A 14,932-nucleotide genomic window follows, 5' to 3' on the forward strand; every position below is an offset into this window, starting at 1 on the left:
CTTTATTTAGTGTTTAAATTTTCTAATTTGCACGATCATCCCCATTTTAGGATGATCAAAATAATGTATCTCGCCACTTATTACCCGCTTAAATTGTGAAAATCGAGCATGCTGAATGTCACCATTAGGTAGGCTTTCATTAACATCAAAACTAGCGTTAATAAATAAGTAATGGCGCAGGTAAATATTAAAGATACCATCTAACTCCCATTGATCAGCGGCTTGTTCAATTTCGGGGACAATGGGTTGATTCGAGCTCACTAAACTAATGAAGTCATTATTTGAATATTGTGATGTAGAGGCAACGACTGGGGCGCGTAATAATTTACCAGCAAATAGTTTGATATGCTCAGAGCGAGACTGACTTGCTCCAGCGAAACGCCAACCAGTATGCAGTAAAGGCCTCAGACCTTTGCGTATCAATTCTTGTTGTTGTGACTTAAATTGTAGCTGCTCTGGGGCAAGTAAGTAGGTTTGCTCCATATCGTCTTTAGCTGGCGCTAATGGACTTATTGGTAAGCTTGAGTAACTGTGTAAATAATCAATACTGTCATCACATAAGTTAGAGTGACTGGCACCAATTACTGAGTCGGTTAATGATTGTGAATTAAAACGGCTGTCACCATTTATACAGTCTTGTTTTGCTTGCTCGCTATAAAGTGGTGTCAGTAAATCAAGGCTACGCTTGGCCCTGATTGGATCTTGCTCCAAACTAAAATCTTCTTGCAGATAAGGGGCAGGGCGTTGTTTGAAAATGAGTACTTCAACTTCAAACCAACGCTCAGCAAATGCTGCACTGCTGAATACGCAGCACAGTAGGATCAGAGATTTTTTAAGCAACATTAATGGCTAACCTTTTTTTCGAAATCTGCAATCATTGCAGTGACCATTTTTAAGCGTTCACGGGCATTTGCCTCATTGATCGCAAAGCGCAACTTATTTGCACCATCCATTTTGTACACCTTAGGCGCACTTTGTATCAAACCTATAATGAAGCTAGGGTTAACCTTAGTATGTTGGCTAAACTCGAAATAGCCACCCTTAGGGTTCGCTTCAATTTTCTTAATTCCTAATTCACTGGCTTTGAGTTTGAGCTGCTGCAAACTAAACAAGTTTTTCGTGGCATCGGGCAATAAACCAAAGCGATCGATCAGTTCAACTTGTAATTCATCCATATCATCAATATTAGCGCAGCTGGCAACTCGTTTGTAAATTCCTAATCGCGCATTAACATCATGAATATAGTCATCAGGTAATAAAGCTGCGAGTTTTAAATCGACTTCACTTTGTTGATGGAGTAAGTTTTCAAGGGTTGGCTCTTTACCTTCACGTAGGGCTTTCACCGCTTGCTCTAGCATTTCCATGTATAAACTAAAGCCGATGGTTTGCATTTGTCCGGATTGGTCATCGCCTAATAGTTCACCAGCACCACGAATTTCTAAATCATGGGTCGCAAGCGCAAAACCTGCGCCCAAATCTTCGAGAGACTCTATCGCTTCAAGGCGTTTTACAGCATCTTTGGACAGTGCTTTTGGATTACCCGTTAATAAATAGGCGTAGGCTTGATGGTGGCTACGGCCAACACGACCGCGCAGCTGATGTAATTGCGCTAAACCCAGTTTATCGGCTCTATCCATAATAATGGTATTAGCTGTTGGGATATCAATACCCGTTTCGATGATCGTAGTACACACTAATACATTATATTTTTGGTGATAAAATTCACTCATCAATTGCTCTAAATCTCGTTCGCGCATTTGTCCATGCGCAGAGGCAACGCTTGCTTCTGGCACCCACTCGCTAATTTCTTCAGCAACACGATCAATAGTTTCAACATTGTTATGTAAAAAGTACACTTGGCCGCCGCGTTTAATTTCACGCAGCACCGCTTCTCTTATTAAATCAGCATCGCGTTGGCGAACAAATGTTTTTACTGCCAAACGTTTCGCAGGTGGGGTGGCGATGATTGATAAGTCACGCATACCACTCATGGCCATGTTTAAAGTCCGTGGGATAGGTGTTGCCGTTAGCGTTAAAATATCAACATCGGCACGCAATGATTTGATTTTTTCTTTTTGACGAACCCCAAAACGGTGCTCTTCGTCGACTATTAATAAGCCTAAGTCTTTGAAAATAATATCTTGCTGAATAAGCTTATGGGTACCAATGACAATGTCTAGGGTACCTTTGGCCATTTTTTCTAAGGTGTCTTTTTGCTCTTTTGGCGAATTAAAGCGAGACAGTACACCTACTTCAATGGGTAAATCAGCAAAGCGGTCTTTAAAGTTTTCATAGTGTTGTTGTGCAAGTAATGTGGTTGGAACTAATACCGCAACTTGCTTGTTATCGTTCACTGCAACAAATGCGGCGCGCATGGCAACTTCTGTTTTACCAAAACCAACATCACCACAGACTAGTCGGTCCATAGCGTGTTTACTTTGCATATCGCCTAACACAGCCTCGATGGCATTGCGTTGATCGTCAGTTTCTTCAAACGGAAAACTATCACTAAATACCCGATAAGCTGCGCCATCAAGCTTAAAGGCATTACCTGGTTTTGCTTGTCGCTTAGCATAAATGTCGAGTAATTCAGCTGCCACATCACGGACTTTCTCAGCTGCGCGTTTTTTCGCTTTTTCCCATGCATCTGAGCCCAGTTTATGTAGTGGGGCACTGGCTTCTTCCCCTCCAGAATAACGACTTAACATATGCAGTGCTGATACCGGCACATACAGTTTTGCATCATTAGCATAGGTGATAGTAACAAATTCGGTGATCAAACCTGCTGCATCAATCGTCTGTAGCCCCTGATAGCGGCCTACGCCGTGATCAAGGTGAACAATAGGTTGGCCTACTTTAAGCTCTGCAAGATTACGAATTAACGCATCTTGGCTGGCTTCGTATTTATGTTTACGACGACGGCGCTGCGATACTTTAATTCCGAGTAACTCTTGCTCTGTAATAATTGATAATACAGGTTTAGTGCCTAGCACGACGCTTTGTTCTAATGGGCTGACAATCAGCCCTACATCGCTACTACTATTAACAAACTCGTCGAATGATAAAAACTCTTTAAATTTTAGACCACTGGGTTTAAGTATGGCGAGTAAAGATTCCCTGCGACCGTCTGATTCAACCGACAGTAAAATACGGCCTTTTTGTTTTTTTTGCGCGGCAACATAATTGATAAACGCTTGATACGGTTCATGCAGTTTATGATCAATGCGCACAGCCGGTAATTCACTGGTAGTGAGATTTTTATTTCCCGCCTTAGTAGGCAGCTTTGCTTGCGAAAGGCGAATGCGGGCAAAGTTGCCTAAATTGGCAAACAATTCATTGATCGGTTGATATAAGGCAACCGGTTCAAGTAAAGGTCTGAGGGGATCGACGCGGCGATTTTCATAACGTACATTCACATCATGCCAAAAGTGATCGGCTGCATTTTCTAAATCACCTAACTGCATCACGGTGGTGTGCGCTGGTAGGTAATCAAAGATAGTGGCAAGTTGCTCGAAAAACAGCGGCATGTAATATTCAATGCCCGCCGGCCAATTGCCTTTGGTTACTTGCATATACACGGAATCTTGGGATGAGCTGGCGCCAAACTTTTCGCGATAGTTGATCCTAAAGCGCTCAATGTCCGCTTCATTGGTCGGAAACTCATGGGCAGGCAATAACTCAATTTTTTCGACTTTTTCATCAGAGCGCTGACTTTCAACATCAAATAAGCGAATGGTGTCAAGTTCATCATCAAGAAAATCAAGTCTAAATGGATGCGGGCTGCCCATCGGGTATAAATCAACAATTGAACCGCGAATGGCGTACTCACCATGCTCCATCACTTGTTGTACATGTAAGTAACCGGCTTGCTCTAAGTTATTACGCAGCTGGTGCGTATCCAGAATATCGCCGACTTTAAAATTAATGGTGGAGCCATAAATAAACGAAGCAGGGGCTGTTCGCAACATCAAGGTTGAAACCGGTACAATTAATACACTTTGTTGTTCTTTTTTTAGCGTATTTAAGGTGGCTAAACGTGATGAAATAATATCTTGGTGCGGTGAAAAGTGATCATAGGGCAGTGTTTCCCAGTCGGGAAAAATCATGACCGGATGATCAGGAAGTAAGCATTCTAATTCGGTTTCTAAGCGCAGTGCACTAGGGGTATCAGGGGTGACAATCAGCACTAAGCCATCTTGTTGTTTGACACCTTGGGCAATGGCGATACTTAACCCACTGCCTGTCAGTTGCCCCCATTGAATTTTATCTTTTTGAGATTTTACCCAAGGCAAGGCTGCCCATTGCGCAAACGCCATTTACTACTCCTTTAATGCGCCTCAATTGAGGCGCTAATTTATTCTTAATCGCGATATATTTTGGTTAGATCTTGGTAATGATCAATACGACGGTCGCGTAGGTATGGCCAAATTCGTCTAACATTTTCAGAGCGTTTTTGATCAAGTTCAACCACTAACAGTTGCTCATCGGTGTTATTGGCTTCAGCTAACAGTTCACCTTGAGGACCGGCAATAAATGAATTCCCCCAAAATTGAATACCGTCACTTTGCCCACTTGGATCACTTTCATGACCAACACGGTTACAACTAATCACTGGCACACCATTGGCAACCGCGTGTGCACGTTGCGAAATGACCCAGGCATCTTTTTGACGCGTTTGCTCTGCGTTATCGTCACGGGGATCCCAGCCAATTGCTGTTGGGTAAATTAATAATTCAGCACCGGCCATTGCCATTAGGCGTGCAGCTTCGGGAAACCATTGATCCCAACATACTAGTACACCAAGCTTGCCAACAGAGGTTTGAATCGGCTGAAAGCCTAAATCACCCGGTGTGAAGTAAAATTTTTCATAAAAACCAGGATCGTCAGGAATATGCATTTTGCGGTATTTGCCTGCAATGGTACCGTCTTTTTCAAGCACAACCGCAGTATTGTGATAAAGACCGGTAGCACGTTTTTCAAATAGTGAGGCAACAATCACAATCCCCAGCTCTTTTGCTAACTCAGCGAGTGTATTACTGCTTGGACCTGGGATGGTTTCAGCTAAATCAAAGACATCTACGTCTTCGGTTTGACAAAAGTACAGGCTGCGATGTAATTCTTGTAACACCACCAGTTGTGCACCTTGGTTTGCCGCATCGCGAATACCGGCGATTGATTTAGCCATGTTTTGTTCGGCATTATCACTGTTACTTTGTTGCACTAGGGCAACGGTTAAATTTGCAGGGCTGCTCATATTGATGCTCCAGCTAAAAATCCACGGGGTAATTGCATAGTAATGCAGTGTAAACTACCAAATTGATGAATAATTGGTAAGCAGTTAACGCCTATTATTTGATGATCAGGGTAAGCTGCCTGAATTTGCGCAAGTGCTAAGTTATCATTCTCATCCGCATAGGTAGGAACTAAAACAGCACCGTTAATAATTAAATAATTAGCATAAGTGGCAGGCAATCTATCACCTTCATCGTTAAAAACGGCTTTTGGCCACGGTAAATCGATTAACGTATAAGGCGCACCAACAGTCGTTTTAAAGCCTTGTAGCTGTTTTTCCATTGCAGCAAGGGCTGTAAAATGCTCATCACTTTCATCATCACATTTTACATACACTAAGGTATCATTGGGTGCAAAGCGCACTAAAGTATCGATGTGGCTGTCAGTATCGTCACCGGCTAAATAACCGTGATCAACCCACAAAAAGTCGCTAGCGCCTAGTTGATCACGCAGGCACTGCTCAATGTCTTGCTGGGTTAGAGTCGGATTGCGATTTGGGTTAAGTAAACATTCACTGGTGGTTAACAATACCCCGTGTTGATCAATCTCAACGCCACCGCCTTCCAAAACTAGATCAAGCGCTTGGTATTGATTAGCCGCAGCAGCAAGCTGCTTTACTAGAGTCGCATTTATTTTGTTGTCTAAATCACTGGTAAATTTATTACCCCAGCCATTAAAGGTGCAATCAACAATTTTTAGCTGCTTGCTGTCTTCTAATGCAGCGCAGGTAAGCGGACCGTGATCCCGTGCCCAAGTATCATTACACGGTGTTACGACAAAATGTACACGACTTAAATCAACATTATTGTTGCTTAGCAACTGGCTAATATGTATTTTTAAGGCTTCATCATGCGCGATGATAACTAGCTGCTCAACACGACTGATGTGTTGGCATAGCTGCACGTATACTGGTTCTACAGCGGTTAAATTGTCGCACCAGTCAGTGGCTTGGTGTGGCCACGTGAGCATAACGGCGTCTTGCTCGGCCCATTCGGGTAAAAGTCTAAAGTTCATGAATTTAATAAACAAACAAAGGTGTGGCTAGTTTAGCATTTCAGTCGCATATGTCAGCTTTTTCGTCGCTATTGTTACTCAGTTGGTGGTTTATTATCAAAGTTATTTCTTTCTTGCTGTTGACGCTTTTTAAGTTGTCTGGTTTGTGCATGTAAACTGGCACGGACAACAAGCTCTTGATCGCTATCGCGAATAGCTTTAAACAGAAGTGTGTATTGGTAATGTTCATCGTCAATTTGATTAACAGCGACGACCTCAGTGTAGCAATAGATTGCTGAGGCTTCGTGTTGTAAAAACAGTTTCGTACGAAATGCTTGGCCAATAGAATACGCCTTGGTGTCGGTGAATTTAACGCCACCACCGCCATAACTATCGCAATACATAGCATTATCTTCAGGCTGCTCTGAAGCTAAAATATGACTCATTATTAAGTCAATTTTGCGTGATTGCGCCTGCAAAAATACGGCCAGTTCTTGTGCCACATCCCCTAAATTACGCAGTGGTCTAAGAGAGCTTTGTTCAAGTTCACTGACTTCATTGGCAAGTTTAAATAAGGGGGGAATATCTGCTTCTAGTTGCGCTAATGTAGCAGGAACTTTGTCATCATTAACAGCAAACAAGTTCACACGATTACTTTCATCTATTTGAAAGTACTGCTCAAACTCGGTTAATTTCTCACTGTTCATAATTAAGCTCCTCAACGTAATAACCTAATAGTAGCGCTGACGAGATTAAATTGCTAGTTATCAAATAGCCAAAAGAAAGGGCAAACTACTGTTTGCCCTTATATTTTTGTTAAACGTTACCTTCTTGAGTATCAACATGCTCTCGTTTATGGTGAGCTGCGATTTCATCCGCTAAATCAGTACGTGAGCGCTGCTCTGTTAATTTGCGCTCGGTTAACCAATAGAAGAACAGCGGCACAAAGAACACGGCTAGGAATGTTGCGGCCATCATGCCGCCCATAACCCCAGTACCGACACTGTGACGAGCACCAGCACCGGCGCCAGAACTGATAACCAAAGGAACTACGCCTAAAATAAACGCTAACGAGGTCATAATAATAGGTCTAAAACGTAGACGGGCAGCTTCAAGTGCAGCAGCGCTTGCGCTCCAACCTTGTTGATGTTTCATCAAGGCGTATTCAACAATCAGGATTGCGTTCTTACTGGCTAAGCCAAGTAGGGTAACCAAACCGATTTGGAAGTAGACATCATTGGTCATACCAACTAACCAAATTGAAACCAACGCACCAAAGGTACCAAATGGCAAAGCTAACATGACAGATAATGGTAATGACCAACGCTCATACAGTGCTGCAAGAATTAAAAACACCATGATCACTGCTAGGCCTAAGGCGATACCTGTGGTGCCTGAGCTGCGTTTTTCTTGGTACGCAGAGCCGGTCCAGTCGTAGGTCATATCCGGTGGTAAGACGGCTTTTGCAATACGTTCAACTTCTGCAATTGCTTGACCAGAGCTGTAACCCGGTGCTGCATTACCCAGTAATTTAACCGCGGGTAGATTGTTATAACGGTTTAGGCTTTCAGGGCCGCGGCTGTACTCTATATTAGTAAACGCTGACATGGGCACCATAGTCCCTTGGCTGTTTTTCACATAAATTCGGCCAATGTCATCTGGCTTCATTCTAAACTCTGCCTCTGCCGACATCAGTACTTGCCATGCACGACCAAATTTATTGAAATCATTAACATAATATGTGCCTAGAGTACCTGCTAAGGCGGTGAACGCATCGTCAATTTCAATACCCATAGCACGGGCTTGTTCGCGGTCAACATCAACTTTAAGCTGCGGCGCATTCGGTCGCCATAAGGTTTGTAAACCGCTTAAAACAGGGCTTTTTTGCGCTTCAGCCATCATCAATCCCATGGCTTGCTGTAGCTTTTCAGGGCCGCCAGCACCTTTGTTTTGAATATAAAATTCAAAACCGCCAGTATTGCCTAAACCAAAAATAGCTGGGGGGTTAAACGCTAACACCAACGCTTCATTGATATGCGCTGTTTTCATAAACAGTTCATTGACGAGGCTCTTAGTATCAACTTCGCGTTCATCCCAATGCTTTTGCGTTACGAATAAGGTTGCGGCACTATTTTTATACCCGCCACCGATAAAGTCAAAGCCAGTGAATGCCACGACATTTTCGTTGGCTGGATTTGACTGTACGGCACTAATGACTTCTGCGACTACTTTTTCTGTGCGCTCAAGGGACGAGCCATCAGGTAAGAAAATAGCTGAGATATAAAAACCTTGGTCTTCGTCGGGCACCAGTGAACCTGGGGTATTTTTCCAAAGTCCAATAGTGATTGACACCATACCAATCATCAGCAATAAGCCGAGTGCACCACGGCGAACCATAAATCCTACAGCACCGACATATTTACTGGTTATGCTGGTGAATACACGATTGAACCATAAAAAGAACTTAGCAGTTTGTTTGTGTTCTTGTTTTAAAATCAGTACACATAAAGCAGGGGTCATGGTCAGTGCGACTACGCCGGATAGACTAACGGCAATTGAGATAGTAATTGCAAACTGGCGGAATAATTCACCGGTTAATCCACCTAAAAAGGCTATTGGCACGAACACAGAGCACAGCACCAACACAATAGCCACCACTGGACCTGATACTTCTTTCATGGCTTTAATGGCGGCTTCATGGGCGCTAACATGCTCTTCATGCATGATACGTTCAACATTCTCAAGTACCACGATAGCGTCATCGACCACGATACCAATCGATAGCACCATACCAAATAAGGTTAGCGAGTTAATTGAGTAACCGAGCATATACATACCGGCGAATGTACCAAGTAATGATACTGGAACGGCAAGGGTTGGAATAAGCGTTGCGCGCCAATTTTGTAAAAACAAAAATACCACTAGAAATACCAGAACCATCGCTTCAAGTAGTGTTTTAACTACTTCGCGGATCGACACTTCTACAAAGCGGGTGGTGTCGTACGAATTTAAATGAGCAAGACCTGCAGGGAATTGCTGAGTTACTTCTGCTAGTACGCCATTAACTTCTGCGGCTACATCAAGGGCATTGGCACCAGGTTGTAAGAAAATACCTAATAATACCGCTTCCTTGCCGTTGATGGTGCCTCTAAAGTTGTAATCTTTTGCGCCGAGTTCAACACGGGCTATATCTTTTAAACGTAAACTGCTGCCATCTAGGTTTGAGCGAATAATGATCTCTTCAAACTGTTCAGGCTCTGATAAGCGCCCTTGCGCAGTGACACTGTAAACCAGCTCTTGTGCAGATTGTGATGTTGGGGTAGCACCAATCGAGCCTGCTGCATATTGCGAGTTTTGACTGCGAATAGCGCCGGCAACTTCTTCAACAGTCACACCGAGCTGACTCATTACATCCGGACGCAACCAAATGCGCATAGCGTAATCTTTAGCACCAAAAATCTGCACGCTGGTGGTACCAGGAATGCGTTTGATGCGATCTAAAATATTCAGGGTCACATAATTAGACGTCCACAAACTGTCGCGACTATCATCTGGCGAATAAAACGCATGAACCTGCAAAAAGCTCGATGAACCTTTTTGTACAACGACACCTTGGCGGCGGGTTTCTTCTGGTAAACGTGCTTCAACTTGCTTAACACGGTTATTAACATTGACCGCTGCTTGGTCAATATCGGTGCCGATTTCAAAAGTAATTTCGATAGTCGTTGCACCTGAACTGGTTGAAGTCGATGACATATACATCATGCCTTCTACACCTGTAATGGCATTTTCTATAGGTGCTGCAACGGTTTGCTCAAGTACTTCAGCGGACGCCCCAGGATAGGCGGCCGTTACTTGCACAACAGGCGGAGCAATTTCAGGGTATTGCGCAATGGGTAAACTGCGCATGGCGGCAAGGCCCGCCAAAACAATCACAATAGAGATAACAAACGCAAAAATAGGTCTGTCGATAAAATAACGAGAAAACATAAAACTCCCTGCGCTTAGTCTGCGCTTACGTTGTGTGTTGCATTGTTAACAGCCACTGGCATACCAGGAAAGAAAATCTTTGCCATACCATCAATGATCACTTCATCACCAGCGTTTAGCCCTGACTTAATCAACCAAAAGTTCTTATCACCTTGATTGTCAGGTTTTTGGATCCATTCGCCCACTTCAACTGGTGCGGGGCGGGCAATTGTGCCGCCTTGTTCATTTTTTGCGACTACATAAACAAATTTGCCTGTGCCATTATCAAGCACTGCGCGCTGTGGTATAACGAAAGCGTTTTTACGAACCGCGCCACTTAATCTAACACGCACAAACTGCCCAGGACGTAGTTTAAAATCAGGGTTAGGGATAATAGCCTGTAGTTCACTGGTGCCGGTATTAGGGTTGATACGCACGTCAGAGAAGTTCACTTTGCCTGTTTGCTGATACAAAGAGCCATCTTGTAGTTTAATGCTGGTATGCCATTGACCTTTTTCTGGCAAGGTTAATGAGCCATTTTCGACATCTTGACGCATGTGTAACTGCTCACGCTCAGAAATACCAAAGCGTAAGCGAATAGGATCAAGTTGAGTTATCTGCGTTAATAATAGATCTGGACCTGATACATAAGTGCCTTCAGAGACAAATTCACGACCCATCACTCCCGCAACAGGTGCTTTGACTTGTGCATATTCTAAATTGAGCTGTGCTTCCTTTAGTGCCACTTTAGCGGCTGCTAACGTGGTAGTTGCAATGTCTTTGGTGGAGCTGGCGTTATCGTAATCACGTTGTGAAACTGACTTGTCGGCGCGTAGCTTTGCTAAACGTTTAACTTCACGCTCAGATTGCACCAATGACGCTTTTGCGCCATCTAAGGCGGCTTGTGCACTCTCAACCGCGAGTTGATATGGCGCTAAATCGATAGTGAATAATGACTGTCCTTGGTTGACGGTTTGGCCTTCATCAAAATTACGTGATTCTAATATTCCAGTAACTCTGGCACGGACTTCAACCTCTTTAGACCCTGATAAGGTCGCAGGCAGTTCAATAGTAAAAGGGGCATCTTCATAGCTTGCAATAGTGGTTGCAACAGCCGCAGGGTGCATTGCTGCTTGCTCGGCTTTAGGTGCCTCACTACAACCTTGCAGTAATAATGCGGCTGAGGTCAATAATAATACAGGTAAAGATAATTGTGATGGTGCGAAAGGCAGACGCATGATTACTCCACAGTTCCAATTGTTAAGTATGAAAAATATTAAATGTTTTCTAGGTTAGCAGCATGACACTCTGGTTGATTTTATGATCAACATACATTGAGTAATGCAGAATCCATTTAGCTTAAGTAAACGCAAGTGTATACCTATTCAAGTTTAAGGTATACACTTACGTTTACTTTTTATCGGTTCGTTTATTCATGTATCATGCTTGGATAAATATTGGGGGCAGTATGGAACCAAATAATACAAAGCACAATGATGTATTGTGTGTTGCGATCGAGGAGTTTGCACATCGTGGTTTAGTCGGTACGACCATGGAGGCCATCGCCAGAAAAGCGAATGTTTCAAAGCGGACACTGTATAAGCATTATGCCAATAAACAAGCTTTATTTGATAACGTAGTGCAATTGCTATTATCACGTATTGAGCAGCTACAAAATTATCATTATCGCAGTGATGTGGCTGTGTATGATCAGTTAAAGGAGCTTGCGAGACTATCGCTTGCGTTGGGCAGTGATCAAGATTATTTAACGTTGTCGCGTATTGTGATTATTGAGTCAATGCGAGATCAACAACAAGCAGCGCGCTTAGAGGAAAAGTTTTTAGACTGTGGTAAAGGGTTACAAGGGTGGTTTGCTCAAGCACATGAGGCTGGAATTTTAAACGATATTCCCGCGGATATTGCAGCGGCATTTTTCTACGGTGGGTTAAAAAAAATGGCCTACTGGGAGCAAGTGATCCAATGGAAGCCAGCGCTTGATGAGGAAAAAATTGAACAGCTAATTGACCTAACGTCACGATTTTTTATTAGCGGTATTAAACTACAAAAATAAAAGCGACCACAACTCATCCATGAGTGGATCGCTTGGGTATTGATTTGGGTAAATCAACTTGGAACTACAACCTAGATCAGGCTTATTTGAGTAGAGCGGTTAACTCTGTTAAATCTTTCACGTTGTAGTCAGGTTTTTCTGCAAGTGGATACAGCGCTTTACCAGGGCGAGCAATAAAAGCGGCTTGTAAGCCTGCAGCTTTTGCCCCTGCAATATCCCAACCATGCGCGGCAACCATCAGTGCCTGTTCTGGTTTTACCCCTAATTTATCCAACGCCCACTGATAAGCACGTAAATCTGGTTTGTAAATTTTAATATCTTCGATGCTGTAACGTGCGTCAAAAAATGCGGTTAGGCCAGCATTTTCGAACTGTGTTTTTACACCATGGTTAGATGAATTTGTAAGGCTCACTAATTTATAACCACGATCTTTCAACGTTTGCAACGCAGCTTTTACGTCAGGGTGTGCGGGTAAACTTAATAACGGTGTAACAATGGCTGTTTTCGCTTGCTCAGCATCGAGTTTTATCTTGTTGTTTTGCGCCACCATGAGTAATGAAGCAACACCGATTTTACCAAAGTCTTGATAATCCCCAATCGCTGTACTGACGAGTGAATGATGCAGCATGGTTGAAAACCATAAAGGTAATAAATCTTCACGACCGCCCAATGCAGCACCAATCGATGTGCGCATAGACTCAAGATCAAGTAGTGTTTCGTTTACATCAAAAATAATTACTTTTGGTTTGTTTAGCTGCGATTGATCTGCCATAACGTTTGCTCCAAATAAACTGCAAGTGACTAAAATAGTAACAATCACGGTATGTATTTTTTTAATTAGCATCATTATTTATCCACCTTTAATGAGTTAAGCACATCACTTGGCTCTGCGCGTAATGTATAATCTTCATCAGCAAAAGCGTAGGTGATGATCCCGTGTTGATCTACAACATAAGTTGCAGGTAAAGGTAGTTGAAAACTATCATCGCCATTAGCTTGCGCAATATCTAAACCAAATTGCGCATAGATAGGTTTTAAGCGCTCATCGAGCGTAAACACTAAACCAAACTGTTCGGCGACTTGATTGCCCACATCTGAGAGTACATCATATTCAAGTGCATTTTTTTGTGCAGTGGTTAATGATGCATCAGGCAATTGTGGAGAAATCGCCACAAGTTTTGCTCCCAGTGCTTTAAAGTCAGGCAAGAGTGCATTGAGCGCTTTTAGCTCTAAATTACAATATGGGCACCAACCACCACGATAGAAACTGATGACGACAGGGCCTGAGGCAAGTAAGTCAGCGAATCTTGTTGTGCCACCATGTTGGTTAGTTAAACTGAAATCAGCGACAGCATCACCCACCTTTAAGGCGTTATCTTTAAGGTGGGTTGCTATTAATTGTTCTGTGGTTTGGTCCATCACAGCAAGAATATCACTGGGTACATTGGCTTTTTTTGCTGCTCGTAGGCGGTAATTTGAGCTGTTAAGTTCATGATTGTTTCCTCTTAGGCTTGAATGTTAACCAGTATACTGTTTGGCTTATTTAAATAAACATTGTAAAACTAAAAGCTGTGTTCGAAAATGTTGAACATATTAGGAGGCCTGCATGTACAGTATTAGTGATTTAGAAACATTTATAGCGATTGTTGAAAACAAAGGGGTGTTAGCGGCAGCCAGCGCACAAGGGCTATCACCCGCAACGGTGAGCCATAGGCTGACGAAGCTAGAGCGAGAGTTATCAACTGTACTGGTGTTCAGAGATAGCCGACGAATTCGCTTATCGCCTGCGGGTGAAGTATTTTATCAACGAGTTGGCTCTATTTTAGAAGCATTACATGATGCAGAGCATAATATTGGTGCGCGGGGATCATCGGTGAGTGGTTTACTTAGGGTCACCATGCCGCCTTGGGTGTTTTCAAAGTTTGTGATGCCTAAACTCATTGCATTTGAAGCGCAATACCCTGAGCTGACCTTAGATTTTTTGATTTCAGATAACTTTGTTAATGTTGTAGATGATGCACAAGATGTTGCTATTCGCGTGGGGAAACTTACTGACTCTGGATTGCTTTCTCGTAAAGTGGTGAATAATCATCGTATTTTATGTGTTGCCCCAAGTTATGTAGCAAAATATGGTATGCCAACTGATCTCGCTGAATTAGCACAACATTATTGGGTATGCCTACCTTGGCAGCGACAACTAAAGTTAAGAAGTGACAATCAAACAGTCGTTAATTTTAACGCCAAAACACGTTTTACTATTTCAAACTCAGATAATATGACTCAAGCGGCCATTGCAGGGCACGGAATCGCAATTAAGTCGAAATTAGCAATTTTTGAAGAGTTAGCCAGCGGGCAGTTAATTGAAGTACTTCCAGGTGTGTTAGCTGATAACGATGCACCGGTTTGGTTTTTGAAACCGCAAAACAGTTTAACCACCCGAAAAACAGAAGTGTTTTATGATTTTATGAAATCGTTATTCAGCACACCCTTAGTTTAAAATTAATAAATAGTGTAAGTGTTTTGTGAGGGAAGCGGCGTAAATAACCACAAAATTAACAATCGCGCTTGTAATTGTCGCCAAAACTCGTACTCTTAGCGTAACAATAA

At 42.9% G+C, this 14,932-nt stretch carries 10 protein-coding genes and 1 pseudogene; 2 read left to right on the forward strand and 9 right to left on the reverse strand.

Going from position 1 to position 14,932, the window contains the following annotated elements:
• Nucleotides 1-6: 6 nt before the first annotated feature.
• The 7 genes from KAN5_RS04885 to KAN5_RS04915 form a co-directional block, all read right to left on the reverse strand.
• Nucleotides 7-843: a peptidoglycan binding protein CsiV gene (locus KAN5_RS04885; RefSeq protein WP_016707322.1), complete on the reverse strand. Its 837-nt coding sequence runs from the start codon at nucleotides 841-843 to the stop codon at nucleotides 7-9.
• The gene (gene mfd, locus KAN5_RS04890; RefSeq protein ID WP_016707321.1) at nucleotides 843-4,316 is read right to left on the reverse strand and encodes a transcription-repair coupling factor; all 3,474 of its coding nucleotides are present in this window, start codon (nucleotides 4,314-4,316) and stop codon (nucleotides 843-845) included. The genes KAN5_RS04885 and mfd overlap by 1 nt, the downstream gene beginning before the upstream one ends.
• A gap of 44 nt (nucleotides 4,317-4,360) precedes the next feature.
• Nucleotides 4,361-5,254, reverse strand: coding sequence for a carbon-nitrogen hydrolase (locus KAN5_RS04895; RefSeq protein ID WP_016707320.1), 894 nt, complete (start codon nucleotides 5,252-5,254; stop codon nucleotides 4,361-4,363).
• Nucleotides 5,251-6,306, reverse strand: coding sequence for an agmatine deiminase family protein (locus tag KAN5_RS04900; RefSeq protein WP_016707319.1), 1,056 nt, complete (start codon nucleotides 6,304-6,306; stop codon nucleotides 5,251-5,253). Before KAN5_RS04900 ends, KAN5_RS04895 begins: the two co-directional genes overlap by 4 nt.
• Before the next feature lie 74 nt (nucleotides 6,307-6,380).
• Nucleotides 6,381-6,992, reverse strand: coding sequence for a PilZ domain-containing protein (locus KAN5_RS04905; protein ID WP_244390622.1), 612 nt, complete (start codon nucleotides 6,990-6,992; stop codon nucleotides 6,381-6,383).
• Between the two features lie 109 nt (nucleotides 6,993-7,101).
• A complete protein-coding gene (locus KAN5_RS04910; RefSeq protein ID WP_016707317.1) occupies nucleotides 7,102-10,275 on the reverse strand; it encodes a multidrug efflux RND transporter permease subunit in 3,174 nt (1,057 codons plus the stop codon).
• A gap of 14 nt (nucleotides 10,276-10,289) precedes the next feature.
• Nucleotides 10,290-11,492 carry an efflux RND transporter periplasmic adaptor subunit gene (locus KAN5_RS04915; RefSeq protein WP_138553883.1) on the reverse strand — a complete coding sequence of 401 codons (1,203 nt, stop codon included), beginning with the start codon at nucleotides 11,490-11,492 and terminating at the stop codon, nucleotides 10,290-10,292.
• Between the two features lie 230 nt (nucleotides 11,493-11,722).
• Between KAN5_RS04915 and KAN5_RS04920 the strand changes: the two genes are divergently transcribed.
• A complete protein-coding gene (locus KAN5_RS04920) occupies nucleotides 11,723-12,325 on the forward strand; it encodes a TetR/AcrR family transcriptional regulator (RefSeq protein WP_016707315.1) in 603 nt (200 codons plus the stop codon).
• Between the two features lie 82 nt (nucleotides 12,326-12,407).
• On the opposite strand, the gene KAN5_RS04925 is transcribed toward KAN5_RS04920, so the two are convergent.
• Nucleotides 12,408-13,172 carry a haloacid dehalogenase type II gene (locus KAN5_RS04925; protein ID WP_244390623.1) on the reverse strand — a complete coding sequence of 255 codons (765 nt, stop codon included), beginning with the start codon at nucleotides 13,170-13,172 and terminating at the stop codon, nucleotides 12,408-12,410.
• Nucleotides 13,172-13,818: pseudogene (locus KAN5_RS04930) on the reverse strand (peroxiredoxin-like family protein). The gene KAN5_RS04925 and the pseudogene KAN5_RS04930 overlap by 1 nt, the downstream one beginning before the upstream one ends.
• 113 nt (nucleotides 13,819-13,931) lie before the next feature.
• Here KAN5_RS04930 and KAN5_RS04935 point away from each other — a divergent pair.
• Nucleotides 13,932-14,822, forward strand: a complete 891-nt coding sequence (locus KAN5_RS04935) for a LysR family transcriptional regulator (RefSeq protein ID WP_244390624.1) — start codon at nucleotides 13,932-13,934, stop codon at nucleotides 14,820-14,822.
• Nucleotides 14,823-14,932: the final 110 nt, after the last annotated feature.

The organism is Pseudoalteromonas sp. KAN5 (assembly GCF_022846535.1).
Lineage (GTDB): Bacteria > Pseudomonadota > Gammaproteobacteria > Enterobacterales > Alteromonadaceae > Pseudoalteromonas > Pseudoalteromonas haloplanktis.